Consider the following 19,964-nt stretch of genomic DNA (forward strand, 5'->3'; position numbering starts at 1 on the left):
TTCCGGTCTAATTTAGCTCCGCTCTTCCCACACCATACACAAATGCAAAATGGTCTGCACCGCTTTGTTCATATCCTGGATAGATACCCACTCCTGCCTGCCATGGAAGGCATGCTCGCCGGCGAAGATATTAGGGCAGGGCAATCCCATAAAAGATAGGCGCGAACCATCTGTACCGCCGCGGATGCTGCGGAGATGCGGTTCCATTCCTGCACGTTTGATGGCTTCGATCCCATATTCGGTTATGTGCGGGTGTTTATCAAGCACCTGCTTCATATTGCGGTACTGGGGTTTGGTGCTCAGCTGGCAGCTGGATCCGGGGAAATTCCGAAGAATCTGGTCGGCGATCTGGCGAATGGTGTTGGCGTGCTCAGCCAATTTATCATCCTCAAAATCGCGGATGATGAATTCTATTTCCGCTTGCTCTACATGCCCGCTGATCCCGACCGGGTGCACAAAGCCCTGCTTGTCTTCGGTCCCTTCGGGCGACAGCTCAAATGGTAGGGCCGATACGATCTGTCCGGCTATTTTAATGGCACTTTCCATATTGCCTTTGGCAAAGCCGGGGTGGGCGCTGACGCCGTTAATGGTCAGTTTTGCTCCGTCGGCACTGAAGGTCTCGTTCTCGATATGGCCTGTGCTTTCACCATCCATGGTATAGCCTGCATGAGCCCCCAATTTTTCAATGTCGACCTTATCTACACCACGGCCTATCTCTTCATCGGGTGTGAACAGGATACGGATCTTGCCGTGTTTGATATCCGGGTTATTGATCAATTGATAGCAGGCATCCATGATCTCGGCTACGCCGGCCTTGTTATCGGCGCCAAGTAAGGTAGTGCCGCTGGCAGTGATGATATCGTTACCTATCTGGTTCTTCAGGTCGGGGTGTTCGGTCATTTTTAGAATGACGATATTATCATCAGGCAGCACAAGCTCTTGCCCCTGATAGTTTTGATGGACGATCGGTTTAACCCCCGTCCCACTGCAATCGGGCGCGGTATCCATGTGCGAGCAAAAGCAGATCACAGGCACTTCCTTATCGGTATTTGAAGGGATGGTGGCATATACGTAGCCATGTTCATCAAGATGGGCATCGGTTACGCCCATGTCCAATAGCTCGTCCACCAATACCCGCCCCAGGTCTTTTTGTTTCTCTGTAGAAGGGCAGGTAGATGATGCCGGATCTGACTGTGTGTCTATCTGTACGTAACGTAAGAACCGCTCGGCGGCGGTGAAAGTTAAATTGATTAAATTCATCCCGATATATTTTTCCACAGCAAATGTTATCTTATTTTTGGCCATATTTAAATAATGCCCTAATTATTTAACCCTGTTAATTCAAATAACAATTGAAAAACATATTTATTACCCTTGTTCTTTTTTCCGCCGTTTCTTTTTCGGCTCAGGCCCAGTACGAATTCCCTGAGTGGGGCATCGGCGGCTCGGTTGGCATGGTAAGGCCTTATTCTGATACCCGCATAAATGATACCCAAAGGGCTTTCGCATTGGATCTTTTTTGGAATTATAGCCCGTATCTGCCATTTTCTTTCGAGGCGCAGACGGGTAGACTTGCAGGCGGTGGTGCAACAGCCGACCCTTACGGACGCTTTTTTGTGAACGACTATCTGGCGCTGGATCTGCATGGCGACCTGCAATTAGGCGAGGTGGTAGATTTTCAGGGGAATTTTTTGTTAGAACGGTTAAAAGGCTTTTACTCGGGCATTGGTGTTGGAGCTATGTTTAACAATTTAACGTCGATACAGCGGGTAGACCCTACTAACTCTACCTATATTTTCCCAGGGAAAGAAAAGTCGGTCTCAATACTTGTTCCGCTTCGCTGGGGATACGAGTTCAAGGTCTTTAATTACTACGATGTACCGATCATATCCATAAATCTTAACTACACTCATTACCTTACCTTTGCAGAAAGTTTGGATGGGTACGATGACCCAAGCAGCAAATTCAAGAATAATGCCCAAGATATGTACCGATATATTAGTGTTGGCGTTAAACTTAACTTCGGTAATACCAGACAGTATTTTAAGCCTATCCGATAATTAGTATGGATATAGAGACCCTGCGCGACTATTGTTTAAGCAAACCCGTTGTAACTGAAGGTCTCCCTTTTGGTGAGGATACGCTGGTGTTTAAAGTGGGCGAGAAGATCTTTTTATTGATCGGCATTGCCGAGGCTAAAAGTTTCAACGTTAAATGCGATCCTGAGTTGGCCATAGAATTACGCGAACGCCACAGTGAGGTAGTCCCCGGTTACCACATGAACAAGAAACACTGGAATACCGTACACATGGACGGCGTCCTGAGCCATAAGCAACTATGCGATATGATAGACCACTCGTATGATCTGGTGCTGAAAAGTTTACCTAAGAAGTTGCAGGCCGAGATAGCCGAACTTGAATAATTTTCCCCTTTGCCATGAAAAGAACTTTACTAATTACAATTATTACCATGCTTGCCATTTCGGCTAAAGCCCAGCTTACCCCTTTTGAGTTAGCTAAGGATAAAAACTATACCGCCACTTATACCCAAGTGGTTAATTATTACCAGGCCCTGAGCAAACAGCACCCGCAGATGAAGCTGTTCAATTACGGGGTCACCGACATTGGTAAGCCACTAACGTTGGTTGTGCTATCGAAAGATAAAGTGTTTGATCCGGCGTTGATCAAAAAGCAGAATAAACGCGTTATCCTGATCAATAACGGCATCCACCCGGGGGAACCTGAAGGTATAGATGCTACCATGATGCTTACGCGCGATCTGCTGAAAGGTAATAAACTGCCTAAGGATGTGGTACTGTGTTTCATCGCCGTTTATAATATCGATGGGATGCTGAACAGAGGGTTGTCCCGCATCAGCCAGAACGGGCCGGAGTCGTACGGTTTTCGTGGTAACTCGCGCAATCTGGACCTTAACCGCGATTTTATCAAGGCCGATAGCCGCAACGCCCTGGCTTTTATGAAGATACTGAACACCTGGAACCCCGAAGTTTTTTTGGATAACCATACCAGCAACGGCGCCGATTACACCTACGTGATGACGCTGATCGAGACCCAAAAGGATAAGCAGAACCCGATACTATCCGAGTACACCTCTAAAACCTTATCGCCGGAGTTGTATAAGCGTATGAAAAAGACCTATGAGATGACCCCGTATGTGGAAAGCATAAAAGGCACGCCGGATTCGGGCATTGTAAGCTTTTTAGATCTGCCGCGGTTTGCAACGGGCTATGGTGCCCAACACAGCATCATTAGCTATATTACCGAAACCCACATGCTTAAACCGTATGACAAAAGGGTTTATGCCACGTATGATTTTATGACGCACCTATTCGACATCGTTCAGCGTGACCATCAGCTGATCGGCGAGTTAAAGCATAAAGCTGACGAGGCTGTAAAAAAACAGACCAAGTTTGATATGAGTTGGGAGCTTGATACCGAGCATGTAGATACCATCACCTTTAAAGGCTACGCTGCGTTGCGCAAACCGAGCGAAATAAGCGGCCTGCCACGCTTGTATTACGACCGCAGCAAACCTTGGGTAAAAACCATCAAGTATTACGATAATTACAAGGTGTCGCTTCAGGTAGAGAAACCTAAAGCCTACATCATCCCGCAGGCTTGGGGTAAGATCATTGATCTGTACAAGCTGAACAATGTAGCCATGCGCCAACTGGCCCATGATACTACTGTTGATGTACAGATGTATTACATTGGCGACTTTAAGAACCCCGCCCGCCCCTATGAAGGCCACTATCTGCACAGCGGTGTAAAGGTGAACCCGGTTGAGCAAAAAGTTAAATTTTACGCCGGCGACTATGTGGTATATACAGATCAGGCTTTGAACCGTTATATTGTGGAAACGCTGGAACCGCAAGGTGTTGATTCATTCTTCGCCTGGAACTTTTTTGATTCGATATTGGGCCAAAAAGAAGGTTACTCGGATTACGTTTTTGAGGATATAGCGGCCGATTGGTTAAAGAAGAACCCGGACGTGCGTAAAAAACTGGACGAGGAGAAGGCAAAGAACCCAACACTTGCTAACAGCGGCCGTGCACAGCTGATCTGGGTTTATCAAAACTCGCCGTTTTACGAGAAGACATACCAGCGTTACCCGGTAGCACGCGTGCATGCCGACATTAAATTCGACTTTGCCAAATGATAGAGATGTACCTTACCGCTGCGCCGGTAGCCTGTTTTATTTTTGTGGTTACGCTGGGCTTAAGCCTGCTGGCTTTCAGTAACGAGTCGGTCTATGGCCGCTTTTTGTTGCACCCTTACAGCGTATCGCGCAACGAGCGTGTTTACACCCTCATCAGCAGTGGCTTCATCCACCGGGATTGGGGGCACCTATTCTTTAACATGTGGTCGTACTTTATATTCGCCTTTAAGCTGGAAGTTTACCTTGGGCACTGGCAATTTGGCTTTTTGTATATGGTAAGCATGATCCTGAGCGATCTGCCAACTGTGTTTAAAGAGAAAGATAATTACGGCTACCACAGCCTTGGCGCATCCGGCGCTATAAGTGCGGTGGTGTTCAGTTTCATTTTGTTCGAGCCAACATCTAAACTTGGCATTTTCCCATTTCCGTTCGGTATATCGTCGTGGATATTCGGCATCCTGTACCTGGCCTATTGCTGGTATGCATCCAAAAACGCGCGCGACAGCATTAACCACGATGCCCACTTTTTTGGAGCGATCGCCGGGGTGATCCTGACCATTGTGCTTAACCACAATGTCATCCCACACTTTGTGCGCGAATTGACGATGTAAGGATGTTCGGCGGATTACCTGTATTTCTGAGGCCATCGCAGGTCCCGCCTTATTTTACTTCACCAAGTAACCCGCCACTAATTGCGCGTACCAGCGCGACAGATAATCGTTGGGGTGATTAATGTTATTGCCTGTCATATCCTGATAGGTTTTGTGTTTAAGCAATTCGGCATGTACGGCGGTCATATCGGCTACGATAGTGCCCTTGCCCGCCAGTTTATCTAATTCGACTTTGTAGGATCGCTGTAGACCATCAAAGCCCGAATCGGGATTGGCCAGCATGGGCGCTACCAAAATGAACTCGGCGTTGGGGTTGGTGGCTTTAACGGCATCGATAATGCCTTTGATCTGAGTGCGATATACATCGGGTGCGACGCGTTGGGTACCATCATTCATCCCGAAGCCGATCACTACCAGATTTGGCTGTTGAGAGGTTATCCTGCTGACCGAATCCATACCCCATTTAGCCATCATACCGCTTACCGATCGGTTCACAAAGCTGACGTTCTTGCCATAATTTTTGCGTAAATTATGGATCAGCAATTCAGGCCAGTTAGGCATAAATGGCGGCAGTTTTTCCAGGTTACTGGCATTCAAGCCAACTTCTATACTATTACCCAGGAAAGCCACTTTGATAGCTTTACTCTTTTTCAACAAAGCGATGGTATTAGGCAAACCTCCTGATGCCAACTTAGGCACCGGCCCCTGCCACTTGGTGCCCGCGGCCGGTATATAGGTAACTAATATCTGCTTGCTCATAAAATATGAGCCGCTGTTATATAACACGTATTTACCTGCGGTTTTAGCGCCAAAGCTGTTGCCTGGTTTGGGTTTGTCAAAGATCAGATCGGCTGGGGTAAGGAAAGGAACTGTCGACGCGGCCGGTATGACGAGTTTACCATCAGCTTGCTCCCAATCCTTACCCTGAACAAACACTTTGCTGTAATCGGCAGCTCTGACAGATACGATAGTTTTAGCCGGTAACAAAAGCTTTGAGGTAGTTTGGCTGCCATCGCGGATCACTTGTACACTCTCATCAACCACCACATCGGTATTCCAAAAGGGTTTATTGTAGGTATCCAGGTCAATGTACTTGGTCCAGCGAGTGGGCAGCGTATCCGAAGCCAATTTTTGCGTATTTATCGCCGACTTAAAGTCCAACTTTTTAAACACTTTCAGCAACGCATCGGTAATAATAGCGTAGCCCGCATCGGACGGATGCAGGCCGTCATAGGTCAAAGCTACCGACTCTATCGGATACGGGTAATCATCCTTAGATGGGTCGAAAGGTATATCTATAGATGCAGGATATTTATAGTTTTTATACTGTCCGGTCAGGGTATCCTTTAGTCGTTTAAATTTTACCAGCTTTTTGATGTCCAGTTTACGGTTATGATAAAGATCCACCACCGGGATGTTATCGGCCTGACCAATGGAATCTATCGCGTTGGCAAACGCTTCTAATGTTTGCCCTTTTTTAGCTCTGTAAGATCCGTAGGCTTTGTTTTTATGGTCGGCAATGTAAACAAAGTCATTACGCTGCATTGGCGTGATGAGTATGATCTTAGCCCCGGGGTTCAATGATCGCAATTTATTCACAATAATGCGGAACGAGCCGTACACCGTGGAGTTACCTTTGTTAGTGGTATAATCGGTCAAAACCCCCAAAGGCCGCTCTGACCACCAATCGTTTGTGCCTAAAAATACCGTGTAAATATCGGCCGGGACCAAACCTAATTTATCAATGTTTTGCGCTATACCACCAGAGGTCCAACCGTTGTAGCCTTTATTAATGTAACGCAAGCCGGGATACTCGTCGGTAACGGCGGTAAGGTATCCCTTGGTAACACGGTCTCCGGTCTCGTTAGGATGGTCATTTAGATAAGTGATAGAGTCGCCAATGGCTACCCAGGTCTTTTCGGCAGGGCGGTAAGAAGCAAAAAATATCGCCATCGTAGCTAGGGTGCAGACTGATGCTACGGTCCTGTATTTAAAAAAAAGTGTTTTCATTTCGGTTCGATCGGTGCTTCTAAGGTATGAATTTATCGATCAACCGGCGCTTTTGACGCTTTATCCAGCAACATATGCCCGGCAATGCAGGTGGCGGACGACAGGATCATCCGTAAGGTGGTCAGGTTTTTATTTTATAACTTTACCCTTATCTTGCCCCGATCAAATTTAACTGAACATATATTGCTACCCCATCGATCCATCATCACATCTGTTGTTAAAGTAGCTTTAGGCCTGCAGCCCATCGTTCAGGTTACGGACCTTTCCATGCCTGTCAACATTGGTCAAGAGCAAACCGAATTGCGCGACTTTATCCGTTTGGCATTTGTGGCGTTGGGTATCGACATTGAATTTAGTGGCAAAGGTTTGCACGAAAAAGGCGTGGTCGTTGATATGGACGAGGATACCGTCCTGTCCTTAGGTCTTGATGCAGATCAGCTGCGTTTCGGGCAGACCGTAGTACGTTGCAGCGCGGATATAGACGCGGCGGGAACCTATCAAAGCATCGATATCGATCTTTCTGCAAACAAAACTACCGAACAAATTGTTACCGACCTTGTGCTGTTGATCCTAACAACGCTTAAGGGAAATACAGCCGGTTAATGCCTGCACCCCAGGGCTGCTATTACTAATTTTTAAAGCAAAATGCCTACCTTGGCGGCAATATCCTCAAGATCAACTCTATGAAAAAAACATTTATCCTGCTTACGGCCATGCTGTGTTCGGCCGTCATCGTTAAAGCACAGTCAGAGTACATGCCTTATGGCTATCAGTTTTATCAAAAATTCAACAAAGATCTTTACTCTACCAAAAGCCGCATCCATTCTACCATCAAGCCTTTTATTGTAGATAGCTTACTGCAGCCAACTTATGATTCGTTGATGAATATCAACGTAAAGGACGACGGCGTAAAACGTAGCTGGGCTTACCGCAAAGTGTTTCAGGAGCACCTGATAGACGTTAAAGATCCGGAATATACTTTCTTTTTCGATGTGATGTCTGACCTGACCATTGGCCGCGACTTTTCCAGGAAAGAAAAAACTTCATATAACACCCGCGGCTATCAATTAGGCGGTACGATAGGTAAAAAATTCTATTTCTACAGTACTGGTTACGAGAACCAGGCTACCCAACCATATTATCTGAATGAGTACACCAAACAAACAGGTATAGTTAGCGGCCAGGCTTACGACCGTAGTTTCGGCCAACGTAAGGTAGATTGGTCTTATGTTACTGCTACTATATCTTATACGCCGGCAAAATTCTTAAATATCTCGCTTGGTCAGGATAAAACTTTTATCGGTGACGGCTACCGTTCGGTGTTGCTATCTGATTTTTCATCGCCCTACACTAATTTAAAGCTGACCGGTACACTGGGTAACGTGCGCTATATGGCCATGTACGGCTTAATGCAGGACGCCCGCATACCAAAATTTACTTATGCCGATGGCAATCGCCGTAAATGGGCCACGTTCCATTATTTGGACTGGAACGTTAGCAACCGTTTGAGTGTTGGTTTCTTTGATTCGATAGTTTGGGGCGATAAGGACGAGAGTGGCAACAAACGCGGTTTTGATTTTACTTATGCCAGTCCGATCATTTTCCTTCGCCCGGTAGAGGCCTCTAACGGCTCGCCTGACAATGCAGCGATAGGCCTTACCGGCAAATATAAACTGACCAATGGAATTACATTGTATGGGCAATTTATGTTGGATGAATTTGAAGCTAAAAACTTCTTCTCCTCATCAGGCAGTTCACGCAATAAATATGGTTGGCAAATTGGCGCCCGTGGCGCCGATCTGTTCAAAGTAAGAGGCTTGAACTATCTGTTTGAATATAATGGCGCTAAACCTTATACGTATTCATCTGTGAGGCCACTAATAAGCTACAGCAACCAGACAGAACCGCTTGCGCATCCGTTTGGAGCAAACTTTAAAGAGTTAGTAGGTATATTGAATTACAGCTATAAACGCTTTGACCTGATGGGGCAAGTTAACTATGGCCACTATGGTTTAGACCCTAAAGGATCCGCATTAAATTATGGCAAAGATTTTTTATTGCCATACACCGCACCGGTAAGCCTGACCGGTAATTACATCGGTCAGGGTGTAACAACCGATATGTATTACGCTGAGGGCCGAGTGGCATACGTATTAAACCCTAAATATAACTTGCGTTTTGAAGTTGGCGGCATTTACCGTAAAGAGACCAACAGTGTGTTCACCAATAATACTTCTATGATCACCATTGGCTTGCGCACCGCGTTCCACAGCGTTTACACCGACCTTGCATCTTATAGGATACAATAAATACTTTTAAACAAGAAAGGCCCTTCATGCAAAATATGACGGGCCTTTCTGTTTGTGCTCTGCCGATGTCCGGCGCTGTTAATACAGCAACTTATCGTACGGGTAGCGCTCGGTATGTATGGCGATCACCTTGTCGTACAATAACTGGCGGAACTCGTCCACGTTCTCTTTCTTCAACGCCGAGATAAAAATAGCCGGGCTGTTATTCTTGCCCATCCAGCTTTGCCTAAAATCCTCGAGCGTTAACGGCTCGGCAGGGTCTTCCTGATGATGTTGAACAGGTTGGTAAGCGTCTATCTTGTTAAATACCGTAATGGTGGGCTTATCTATCGTGCCCAGGTCTTTCAAGGTCTCGTTAACGGTGCGTATCTGGTCTTCAAAGTTAGGGTGCGATACATCTACCACATGCACTAAAATATCCGCCTCGCGCACCTCATCTAAGGTCGATTTAAAGCACTCTACCAAATGGTGAGGTAATTTGCGGATAAAACCGACCGTATCCGAAAGTAAGAATGGCAAATTCTCTATCACCACCTTGCGCACCGTTGTATCCAACGTAGCGAACAGCTTATTCTCGGCAAACACGTCAGATTTGGATATCATATTCATGATGGTAGATTTGCCCACGTTGGTGTAACCGACCAAAGCTACACGCACAAGGGCCACACGGTTCTTGCGCTGGGTCTCGTTCTGCCGGTCGATATCCTTAAGCCTGTCTTTTAATAGCGATATTTTGTTCAGGATCAAACGCCTGTCGGTCTCTATCTGGCTTTCACCCGGGCCACGCATACCTATACCACCCTTTTGGCGCTCTAAGTGGGTCCAAAGGCGGGTCAATCGGGGTAACAGGTATTGCAGTTGGGCCAGCTCGACCTGGGTTTTGGCTTGGGCGGTCTGCGCACGGTTGGCAAAAATATCCAGGATCAGGTTGCTGCGGTCTAATATCTTCACCTGCAATTCGCGCTCTATGTTACGCAATTGCGATGGCGACAGTTCATCATCAAACACAACGATATCTATCTCTTCCGACTTCACATAGTCACGTATCTCTTCCAGCTTACCCGAGTGTACAAAGGTAGCCCTGTCAGGCTTTTGCATCCTTTGGGTAAAGTTCTTAACGGTAAGTCCGCCTGCCGTCATTACTAAAAATTCCAGTTCTTCCAGGTATTCTTTGGTCTGCTCGTCAGACTGGCCGGGGGTAATGATACCCACCAGCACTACTTTTTCCTGCTTCACAGCAGTATCATAAAATTTTTGCTTCATTCAGTTGATATTCTGGGTGCAAAGTTAAGCTTTAATTGATAAAGGTTTAACATTGAGACTGGCGACTGGTTTGTATCGAAGATGCAGTTATTAATTTGATCGGTAAAGGTGACCCGGCAAAGCTACTCGTGTCAATAATTATTTCCCTATCTTAGGCACTACATGATCAAACCAGCTCCTCACAATTTGTAATATGATACTTGCCGAACTGCCCATGGGCATTATTAAGATCAGCTTGCTGGCTATTGGCGGCCTTGCGGGCTTATCCATTATCGATGACCCAAAGGCTAAGATCCAGCCGCCTACAGTGGCCGCTATCCCAACACATGCGTTTCTGAACAGCATCGGTGTGAACACCGCCATATCCGTACGTGGTGAAGATGTTGATAAAACTATCGCGGCGATCGGGTACACAGGCATCCGCTGGGTGCGATCAGGCTACGAGGGTAACGCCCCGCTGCAGGACTATATAAAGCTGCACATGCAAACCGGCGCTAAATTCAGTTACGGTTTAATGAGCGGCGGCACAGATATCCCAAGGTTACTGACCGGCGCTCAATCTCTTGCTAAAGCCAACGCGCTGCTGGCATTAGAAGGACCTAACGAACCTAACAACTGGGGCATGACCTATCAGGGAGTTAAGGGCGGCAGTAATGCATCTTGGATGGCAGTTGCCAAATTACAAGCCGACCTGTATAAAGCGGTTAAAGCCGATGGCGTGTTAAAGAAATACCCGGTTTGGAGTTTAAGTGAGAATGGCGCGCAGACCGACAATGTAGGCTTGCAATATCTACAAATACCTAAAGGCGCCGATGCTAAAATGCCCGCGGGCACTAAGTACGCCGACTACGCAAATGCGCACAATTACTTTTCGCATCCATCACACAAAGGCTGGTACGATAACCAGGTCTGGAACGCCGCCGACCCAGGCGCGGCTTGTAAGGTCGACGGATTGTTTGGTAACTACGGCACCACCTGGCGGTACAAATTTAAAGGCAACACCGAAGAGCAATTAAGAAACCTGCCCCGGGTAACTACCGAGACCGGCGTTACCATTGATAACGAGTTTACGGAGGATGCACAGGCGCGCTTATACATAAACTTGTACCTCGCCCAATTTAAACGTGGCTGGGCTTACACTTCGGTATATTTGTTGCGCGATCGTAGCGACGAAGCAGGCAACCAGTCTTTCGGTTTTTACAAAGCCGACTATACCCCGCGTTTAGCAGCCATGTATCTGCATAACCTCACTACCATTTTAGAGGATAATGGCGCTTTGAGAAATGCGTCGGGCTTGTCGTACAGGATCATTAACCAACCCGCTGTTGTACACGATCTGCTTCTGCAAAACAGCAACGGCAAATTTCAACTGGTGATCTGGGGCGAGAAAGTCCACGGAATGGAATCGATCAATATCGAATTCGGCAAAAAGATCCCCGCACTGAAAACGTATGACCCCACCTTAGGCGTAACCCCAACTATGACCATGCAAAATGTAGATAAACTGAACTTGGTAGTGATGGATCATCCGGTGATCATTGAGTTATAATTGGTTGTTATCTGTGCCATTTGCATCGCCTAAACTCTAGTTAACTAACCTCTAATTAACTCCAATAATCGTTTAAACACTTATTCCTCAGCCTGAAGTCAAGCTATTTGGATTTATTATAAATAAGGGATACCTTTGAACCTACCAAACTAACGTAAATGAAGCTATCGCAACTGAAGCCGGGAAGTAGAGGAATAGTGAAAGAGTTCACCGATCTGGAGATGTCGGTAAAGCTGATGGAGATGGGGTGCCTGCCAGGCGAAGAGATCATTGTGGAGCGAATTGCCCCCCTTGGTGACCCGATAGCAATTAGCGTAGCCGGCTACCAGTTAAGTTTGCGTAAACAAGAGGCATCAACCATTATACTGCACAGTTAATTTTGAAGGCCGATCTTAGAGTAGCGCTTGTAGGGAACCCCAATACCGGAAAATCTACCCTGTTCAATGCCCTGACCGGACTTGACCAAAAGGTCGGGAACTTTCCGGGGATAACCGTTGATAAAAAGATAGGTTACAGCGACCTGCCCGATAGCCGCAAGGCCGAGATCATTGACCTTCCCGGCACCTACAGCCTATATCCCAAAAGCCAGGATGAAGCGATAGTTTTCTCTGTACTGGCCGACCGCAACAGCGACGTTAACCCCGACCTGATCGTAGTGGTGCTGGATGCCACCAATCTGAAAAGAAATTTTCTGCTCTACACCCAGGTAGCCGATCTGAAGATACCGGTGATCATTGCGTTGAACATGATGGATCAGGCCGATAAGGCCGGTATCAAGATCAATGTTGATGCCTTGTCAGAAAAATTAGGCGTACCCATCATCCCAATATCAGCCAGAAAGAATACTGGTATAGATGATCTGAAACAAGCGATATCGTTTGCCAACAAAGTAGCCCTTCAGCAGGATTCAATAGATGTAAGTGTTTTTGCTTCTGAACTGATCGCCCGCATTGGCGACGAGATCAAGGTAGATAACCCTTACTTTGCCCTGCAACTGGCGCACCAGCACGAAAACCTGAAGTTTTTGACCACCGCTCAAAGCGAGCGCATAGAAGAGCTGGAAGTGATGTATTCTTTCCACTCGCAAAAGGCGCAAGCTGCGGAGACCATTGCCCGTTACAACTACATAAACGACCTGCTTTTTGACACGGTAGAAAAGCCCCAAGCCGCCCAAAGCGAAAGTACGAGCAACCGCATAGACCGCGTGCTAACGCACCGTGTATTCGGCTTTGTGATCTTTATCGGGATATTAATGTTTATCTTCCAGTCGATATTTGCCTGGTCATCTTACCCGATGGATCTGATATCGGACGGATTTGCGTGGTTACAAGCTTACACACACCAAGTATTACCTGCCGGGCCAGCTACCGATCTGCTGGCCGATGGTATTATTGCAGGCTTGGCAGGGGTGTTGGTATTTATCCCGCAGATCGCTATCCTTTTTGCATTTATATCCATCCTTGAAGATACCGGCTACATGGCCCGCGTTACTTTTATGATGGACAAGATCATGCGCAAAGTTGGCCTGAACGGCCGCTCGGTAGTACCGCTGATCGGCGGCTTTGCCTGCGCGGTGCCATCTATCATGAGTACCCGCACGATCGAGAACTGGAAGGACCGCATGATCACCATTATGGTGACGCCGCTGGTGGCCTGCTCCGCCCGTTTACCGGTATATACTCTACTAATCGCCTTGGTGGTGCCCGACCGTACCATTTGGGGTATTTTTAACCTGCAAGGTTTAGCCTTGACCGCCATGTACGTGATGAGTTTAGTGTCGGCGGTCATTGTAGCTTTCGTATTCAAATTCATCCTCAAGGCTAAAGAACGCGGCTACTTTATTATGGAATTACCGGTGTACCGCTCACCAAGGTGGAATAACGTGTTGCTGTCAATGTACGAGCGCTCCAAGGCCTTTGTGCTGCAGGCTGGTAAAGTGATCATTGCCGTATCTATTATCCTTTGGGTAATGTCCAGCTATGGCCCCGGCGATAGGTTCGAGAAGATCGACCAAAAATACGAGCAGGCACAATACAAAAAGATCCCCGAAGATGAATTACAACGCTTGATCGCTACAGATAAGTTAGAAAATAGTTATGCCGGCACTTTAGGCCATGCCATAGAACCTGCCATACGCCCCTTGGGCTTTGATTGGAAGATCGGCATCGCCCTCATTACCTCTTTTGCCGCGCGCGAAGTTTTTGTAGGCACCATGGCCACCATTTACAGCGTCGATGGTGATGCCGACCGTTTAGATACCGTGCAGGACAAAATGGCGAAAGCCATCAACCCCAATACAGGGCAACCTGTATTTACGGTGGCGGTGGCTTTCTCGCTGATGATGTTTTACGCCTTTGCCATGCAATGCGCAAGCACCGTAGCCGCCGTTTACCGCGAGACCAAAGCCTGGAAATGGCCTGTGATACAACTTACCTACATGACCGCCTTGGCCTATGTTGCCAGCTTGATCACGTATCAATTGCTGAAATAAACGCATAGGCGGTGCAAGCGTTGTATGTTGCATTTTAAAGGCACTCTTAGTAATTAGCCACGAAGTTCACAAAGACGGGAAAATACAAAGGGCACAAAACTTTGCAAATGATGAAACTTGCAGCGCTTTGTGCCCTTTTATGAAAACCTTTTGGCCTTAAGGTTAAATAACTAACAAACCTATTTTTTCAAGCTTGCCTCGAACAACGCGTGGATACGCTTGTACTCGTCGGTCCAGCTGCTTGGCTCGATGAAGCCGTGGCTTTCCAGCGGGTATGATGCCAGACTCCAGTTGTCTTTTTTCAGTTCGATCAGTTTTTGATTTAAGCGGATGATATCCTGATAGTTCACGTTATCATCTATCATACCGTGGCACATCAGCAGGTCGCCTTTTAAGCCGTTGGCAAAGTTGATGGGCGAACTGCGTTTGTAGGCGATCTCATCGTTAAATGGCTCGTTCAGGATATTGGCGGTATAGCCGTGGTTATAATGCGCCCAGTCTGTCACCGAACGTAGAGCTGCACCTGCCGAAAAGGTTTCCGGCGCTGTGAACAGCGCCATCAGCGTCATAAAGCCACCGTAAGATCCGCCGTACATGCCTACATTTTTAGGGTTAACGCCGTATTTGTCTACCAAGATCTTCACCGCATCTATGTGGTCGGTCAAGTCCTTGCCGCCCATGTGGCGGTAAATGCCGGTGCGGATATCACGACCGTAGCCCGCGCTGGCGGTATAGTCTATCTCTAACACGGTATAACCCTCATCGGCCAGCATATTGTTGAACATGAACTCGCGGAAGTACGAAGTACTCCATTTGTACATCACATCCTGCAAGTAACCGGCACCATGCACAAATACTACTGCGGGGTGCGATGGCAGCGGGTTCTTAGGCGTGTAAACACGACCGTAAATATCGGCGCCACCACGGTTCTTAAAGCTGAATATCTCGGGCGCACGCCAATCGTACGACTTAAATTCGTCGCTGGCTGCTTTATCGGTCACTTGTACCGCTTTAGCGCCCGCTTTGTTAGCCTGAATAAATAACTCGTATGGCTTGTTGGTGTAAGAGTAGCGGATAGCCAGCCATTTTTCATCGGGTGATAGTTCCACCTCGTTGCCGCCTTTCAGGCTGGTCAGCTTAACAGGTGTACCACCGGTAACCGGCAGGCGGAAATAATCTGACACGCCCGGATGGTCCATATTGCCGGAGAAGTAGAACGACTTTTTATCGTTAGATAATTTCAGACCAGATACTTCCCATTTACCGTTGGTGAGTTGTTTTTTAACGCCGGTATTTACATCTACTACGTAAATATGCGAGTAACCCGTAGCCTCGCTCTGGAAGTAATAATGGGTGTTATCCAACCACCCTACTGATCCACCAAAGCTGCTGATGCCGGGGCCGCCGATCCAGGCCTCGTCGCGCTGGCGATCCAGCAAACTTAGCTTACCTGTAGCCGCGTTCAGCTTCATGATCCATCGGTCCTTATTATCCTGTGCCGATACGATCACTACGCCGTTCTTGCCGTCCTCGCTCCAGAACGGTCCTTGCATGCTCACCGCACGGTCGGCGTTGGCTTTGGTGCGCTCCTCTAATTGCTTAGGGTATTCCTTTACGTAATCGGGCAGGTCTTTGATGCCCGGTATCTCTTTTACCGATACCTTATACATGGTATCGCGCTTAACATCATAAACGAACATCTCTGACGTTGACAACGGCGCACCAACTTTAGTACGGCTAATAATGTCCTCGGTAAAACCACTTGTAGTTACGTAACTCGGTACAATGGTAGCTTTACCGCCGTCGGCAAATTTGGTTAGACGGTAGGTTACGTATTGCCCATCCGGACTAACTACAATGCTCCCCAAATTTTTATCTTCAACCTGTAATTCGGTCATCTTTTTAGCCTGACCACCACCTGCACTGGCTCTGCCAAAGCGCCCGCCTGCATTAGCACCGTCGTTACCTCGTTGGGCACGATCTTTCAACACATCAAAAAGATCCATCTGTTGCGCACGTAACCAACGCTCCTGCTCATTGCCTGACTGTGCCGCTCCACCACGGCCTGCCACTGCTTGACCTGCTGCTCCACCGCCCTGGCCTTGTCTGCCACCACGTGCGCCGCCTGCTGCTCCTGCGCCCATTGGCGTTGGGGCTAACGGAAGTGTAGCGCCTGCACCGCCGCGGATAAAGTTGGTCAACTGTTGGGTCAGGCCGCCATTCAGGGTAACGGCGTAATAATTATCGCCACGGGCGTAAAAAACCTTGGTCTCGTCCACGTTCCACATCGGTGCGCTTTCACGGTCGACAGTGGCGGTGAGTTGGGTTTCCTTTTTTGTTTTGGGATCAAGGATGTAGATATCGCCCTGTTTCTCTATCAGTTGCAGAGTATGCTTTTTGTTCCAAACACCCTGAACGGCGGCCGGCATATTGCGGCGCTCTTCGGGCGTGATCAGTTTGGGTTTGGTATCCTCGGGGGTGATGTAATACTGGCCGTCTCGGGCCTTGGCCTCGGGGTTCCAGGTGAAGAACACCTTTTTGCTGTCATCGCTCCAACTAACGGCAGTGGGTTGGCTGCCCATCCACTTAGGGTCGCGCATTATCTTATCGACAGTAAGCTTTTCAAGCTTTTGGGCCGATGCCGTGTACCAGCATCCCCCTATAAAGATCAGGGTAAAAATTTTTTTCATGAAAAAGGGCTTGATCAAGTCTGCAATTTAGCATTTTGCAGGGAATTGGATACCGGAGCACTTTTTTGTTACAAAAGAGTTTTTTTATCCCTCCTTGGGGAGGGGTGCGGTTGCCATGAACGGTAGCAGGGAGGGGTTTCGCGTAAATAAAATACTCACTAACCCCTCCCTGCCGCCGCACGATCTGACACACCCCTCCCCAAGGAGGGACTTGCTTAATACACAACCAATGCAACTACAAGGGCCCAACTTCATCCTCCGCAACTGGCAATTGACAGATGCCCCATCCCTGCAACGTAATGCGGATAACAAAAAGATATCTGATAACTTGCTCGACCGCTTCCCCTCGCCCTATACCTTAGCAGCCGCCGAAGGTTGGGTGCAAATGTGGCTGGGGCAGGAGCCGATGGTTAACTTTGCTATTGTGCAGGGTGACGAGGTGATCGGCGGTATTGGGCTGGAGCTTCGGCAGGATGTGTACAGAAAAACGCCTTTATTAGGCTACTGGCTGGCCGAACAGTATTGGGGCAAAGGCATTATGCCGCAGGCGGTAAAACTGATCGTGCAACATGCGTTCGATAATTTAGGCGCTATGGCCGTGGTGGCTTACGCGCTAAGTAAAAACCCGGCCTCGATGCGGGTGCTCGAAAAGGCCGGGTTTAAAGCTTGTGGTATCATCCCTAAATCGGTAGTTAAGAACAACGAGGTTTGGGATGAACATATCTTCGCGGTCCATAAAGACTGACCGCCGTATAGTCTTATTTACCTCTCTTTTCTAAAGTGTCCAAATTCAATTGATTGAGGCTCATCATTTCTTTCATGGTGCGTTGCATGCCATCGGCAGAGCCGTCAAGGAAGATCACGTTTCCTTTAGAATTTTCAGAGAAATGCTTGATCGCTTCGGTCCACATGGTGAACAGGATCACTGATGTATCCATATCGGCTTGCTGCATTTCTTTGGCGGCAACCGTCATACCCTTTGCCACTTCCTGGCGGAACAACGCGATACCCTGACCACGTAATTGAGCAGCCTGGCGTTCAGCTTCGGCAGCGATCTTAATGGCGTTACCCTCGGCCTCAGCGCCTTTAGTTTTGGTGATCAGTAGGGCTTGGCCTTCGTTCTCGGCAGCAGCCTTTAGGTTGTTAGATGCCACTACCTGGCTCATGGATCGCATGATCACTTCATCAAAAGTGATATCATTCAGTTGAAGATCTTGCAGGTGGTAACCCCAGCTCTCCAGGATGTTATCTAACTGCTCTTTTACGTGTTCCACAATATCGCGGCGCAGGATCAATACATCGGCCTGCTTTTTTGTGGCGACGAATGCCCGGATAGAACCCTCTACCGTGCGGATAAGTGCCTGCATCAGGTTACGGTCATCCACAAATTTAAAGGCTACATTCTTAATGGTCTCTTCTTGCTGGTCCAATACCGAGTACAATAGCATCGCCTTAAAATAAACATTGGCCTGATCCACGGTCACCGCCTGGAATTCCAGCTCTACAGAACGGTTCTGGATGGATATGCGGTTGTAGATCTGTTCGATAAGCGGTATCTTAAAATTAAGACCCGGGGCAAGTACTCGGCGGTATTTTCCAAATATCGTAACTACGCCAACGGTGCCCTGTTGTATGGTAACGAACGAGGAGACAAGGATAACAACGGCGAAAAAAATTAAAATGAAAAGGATGATCTGTGTAGGTCCCATATTTAAGGTTTGTTTAGTGAGATAAAGATAGGCTATTATTTCGGATAGCAATTTGCAAAAAAATCGCATATTAGTGCATCCCAATAAAGCCCATGAGAAAACTTTTACTGATCATTACGCTGCTATCAAGCGCCATTATATCACCGGCACAAAACAAGAAAACTTCTGCCACCAAAAGCAAGAACGGCGACGTTTGGTTGCTGACCTATTTCCGTCAGCGTTATCCTACCCGGATAGAGATAGATAAGGACGGTAAGATCATTGAAGTGCCTTTACCTAACCCATTCGCTACCGAACAATTGCACATTGCCTTATCTACCGATGGCCTGCATTGGACCGCCCTGAGCGATAACAAACCCGTTTGGCAGCAGCGCATGCGCGATCCATACATCCACCGCGGGGCGGATGGTATTTGGCGTTTAGTGGCCACCGGTGGAGGCCGTGATGCCGGCGACCGCCGCCAGACTGGACCGGTATTTATGTACGCCACATCGCCCGACCTGATCAACTGGAAATTTGAAAAGTCGCTGCCGCTGATGAAAGACTTTCGCGACTCATCAGTCGCGATGGTACGTAATATTTGGGCACCTGAGTTTTATTATGACGAGGCTGCCAAAGAGTACACGCTATTCTGGTCCTCATCTTTTAAAGACGCGGGCTGGAAGGAAAGCCGCCTATATTACAGCAAGACCAAAGACTGGCAAACCTTTACCCCGGCCAAAGTTTTATTCGCCCCGCCATATTCGGTGATAGACGGAACGATGATCAAAGATAAGGACACCTATTACCTGTTCCATAAAGAAGAAGAATTTAGTCCGCGTACCGGCGAACGCCGTGGTATCCGCGTAGCTACATCAAAAAATTTAGAAGGACCATTCACCATATTTGAAGGTCCGTTGAATAAAGGCCAGATCGCACCTACGATCACCGAAGGCCCAAGCGTAATGGCCGACCCGAAAGGCAAAGGCTGGCTGTTGTTCTACGATTATCCGATGGCTGATCATTACGGTATCTCATCATCACCAGATCTGTTCAATTGGAAAATAGAGACCGATATTGATATCCCTGCCGATGCCCGTCACGGTAGCTTATCTAAGATCACCGCCGCTGAGGCAGAAGCATTAAGGAAGGCTTTTGCGGGAGGGAAGTAGGC

Annotated in this window: 16 protein-coding genes; 11 read left to right on the plus strand and 5 right to left on the minus strand. The window is 47.7% G+C overall.

Annotation, left to right across the window (positions count from 1 at the left end; all coding sequences use genetic code 11):
* Positions 1-12: 12 nt before the first annotated feature.
* Positions 13-1,260 (minus strand): peptidase T, encoded by a 1,248-nt coding sequence (pepT, locus tag IRJ16_RS05540; RefSeq protein ID WP_194110533.1) that lies wholly within the window; start codon positions 1,258-1,260, stop codon positions 13-15.
* A 92-nt stretch (positions 1,261-1,352) separates the two neighbouring features.
* Here pepT and IRJ16_RS05545 point away from each other — a divergent pair, with 92 nt between their 5' ends.
* Genes IRJ16_RS05545 through IRJ16_RS05560 form a run of 4 tightly spaced genes read left to right on the plus strand, consistent with a single transcriptional unit; the run spans position 1,353 to position 4,790 of the window.
* Positions 1,353-2,060, plus strand: coding sequence for a porin family protein (locus IRJ16_RS05545; protein WP_194110534.1), 708 nt, complete (start codon positions 1,353-1,355; stop codon positions 2,058-2,060).
* Between the two features lie 5 nt (positions 2,061-2,065).
* Positions 2,066-2,422: an MmcQ/YjbR family DNA-binding protein gene (locus IRJ16_RS05550; protein ID WP_194110535.1), complete on the plus strand. Its 357-nt coding sequence runs from the start codon at positions 2,066-2,068 to the stop codon at positions 2,420-2,422.
* A 14-nt stretch (positions 2,423-2,436) separates the two neighbouring features.
* Entirely contained in the window at positions 2,437-4,179 is a 1,743-nt protein-coding gene (locus tag IRJ16_RS05555) for a M14 family zinc carboxypeptidase (protein ID WP_194110536.1), read from the plus strand.
* Positions 4,176-4,790: a rhomboid family intramembrane serine protease gene (locus IRJ16_RS05560; RefSeq protein WP_194110537.1), complete on the plus strand. Its 615-nt coding sequence runs from the start codon at positions 4,176-4,178 to the stop codon at positions 4,788-4,790. Before IRJ16_RS05555 ends, IRJ16_RS05560 begins: the two co-directional genes overlap by 4 nt.
* A 54-nt stretch (positions 4,791-4,844) precedes the next feature.
* On the opposite strand, the gene IRJ16_RS05565 is transcribed toward IRJ16_RS05560, so the two are convergent.
* Positions 4,845-6,800: an SGNH/GDSL hydrolase family protein gene (locus IRJ16_RS05565; RefSeq protein WP_194110538.1), complete on the minus strand. Its 1,956-nt coding sequence runs from the start codon at positions 6,798-6,800 to the stop codon at positions 4,845-4,847.
* A gap of 183 nt (positions 6,801-6,983) precedes the next feature.
* On the opposite strand from IRJ16_RS05565, the gene IRJ16_RS05570 reads away from it, so the two are divergent.
* Entirely contained in the window at positions 6,984-7,403 is a 420-nt protein-coding gene (locus tag IRJ16_RS05570; RefSeq protein ID WP_194110539.1) for a hypothetical protein, read from the plus strand.
* A gap of 80 nt (positions 7,404-7,483) precedes the next feature.
* A complete protein-coding gene (locus IRJ16_RS05575) occupies positions 7,484-9,109 on the plus strand; it encodes a gliding motility protein RemB (protein WP_194110540.1) in 1,626 nt (541 codons plus the stop codon).
* A 78-nt stretch (positions 9,110-9,187) separates the two neighbouring features.
* Here the strand turns inward: IRJ16_RS05575 and hflX are convergent, their stop codons facing one another.
* A complete protein-coding gene (gene hflX, locus IRJ16_RS05580; RefSeq protein ID WP_194110541.1) occupies positions 9,188-10,372 on the minus strand; it encodes a GTPase HflX in 1,185 nt (394 codons plus the stop codon).
* A 193-nt stretch (positions 10,373-10,565) separates the two neighbouring features.
* Here hflX and IRJ16_RS05585 point away from each other — a divergent pair, with 193 nt between their 5' ends.
* The 3 genes from IRJ16_RS05585 (at position 10,566) to feoB (ending at position 14,412) form a co-directional block, all read left to right on the plus strand.
* On the plus strand, positions 10,566-11,921 hold the full coding sequence (locus IRJ16_RS05585; RefSeq protein ID WP_194110542.1) for a glycosyl hydrolase: 1,356 nt from the start codon (positions 10,566-10,568) through the stop codon (positions 11,919-11,921).
* A 158-nt stretch (positions 11,922-12,079) separates the two neighbouring features.
* A complete protein-coding gene (locus IRJ16_RS05590) occupies positions 12,080-12,298 on the plus strand; it encodes a FeoA family protein (RefSeq protein WP_194110543.1) in 219 nt (72 codons plus the stop codon).
* A gap of 2 nt (positions 12,299-12,300) precedes the next feature.
* Positions 12,301-14,412: a ferrous iron transport protein B gene (gene feoB / locus IRJ16_RS05595; RefSeq protein WP_194110544.1), complete on the plus strand. Its 2,112-nt coding sequence runs from the start codon at positions 12,301-12,303 to the stop codon at positions 14,410-14,412.
* Positions 14,413-14,591: 179 nt separating this feature from the next.
* On the opposite strand, the gene IRJ16_RS05600 is transcribed toward feoB, so the two are convergent.
* Positions 14,592-17,102 carry a prolyl oligopeptidase family serine peptidase gene (locus tag IRJ16_RS05600; protein ID WP_228079880.1) on the minus strand — a complete coding sequence of 837 codons (2,511 nt, stop codon included), beginning with the start codon at positions 17,100-17,102 and terminating at the stop codon, positions 14,592-14,594.
* Between the two features lie 229 nt (positions 17,103-17,331).
* On the opposite strand from IRJ16_RS05600, the gene IRJ16_RS05605 reads away from it, so the two are divergent.
* A complete protein-coding gene (locus IRJ16_RS05605; protein ID WP_194110545.1) occupies positions 17,332-17,847 on the plus strand; it encodes a GNAT family N-acetyltransferase in 516 nt (171 codons plus the stop codon).
* 13 nt (positions 17,848-17,860) lie between these two features.
* Here IRJ16_RS05605 and IRJ16_RS05610 read toward each other — a convergent pair whose 3' ends face one another.
* Complete coding sequence (locus IRJ16_RS05610; protein WP_194110546.1) at positions 17,861-18,811, minus strand: SPFH domain-containing protein; 951 nt, start codon at positions 18,809-18,811, stop codon at positions 17,861-17,863.
* A 92-nt stretch (positions 18,812-18,903) separates the two neighbouring features.
* Here IRJ16_RS05610 and IRJ16_RS05615 point away from each other — a divergent pair, with 92 nt between their 5' ends.
* Positions 18,904-19,962, plus strand: a complete 1,059-nt coding sequence (locus IRJ16_RS05615) for a glycoside hydrolase family 43 protein (RefSeq protein ID WP_228079882.1) — start codon at positions 18,904-18,906, stop codon at positions 19,960-19,962.
* Positions 19,963-19,964 lie beyond the last annotated feature (2 nt).

Origin of the sequence: Mucilaginibacter myungsuensis (genome assembly GCF_015222005.1) — a bacterium.
Classification (GTDB): Bacteria; Bacteroidota; Bacteroidia; order Sphingobacteriales; family Sphingobacteriaceae; genus Mucilaginibacter; species Mucilaginibacter myungsuensis.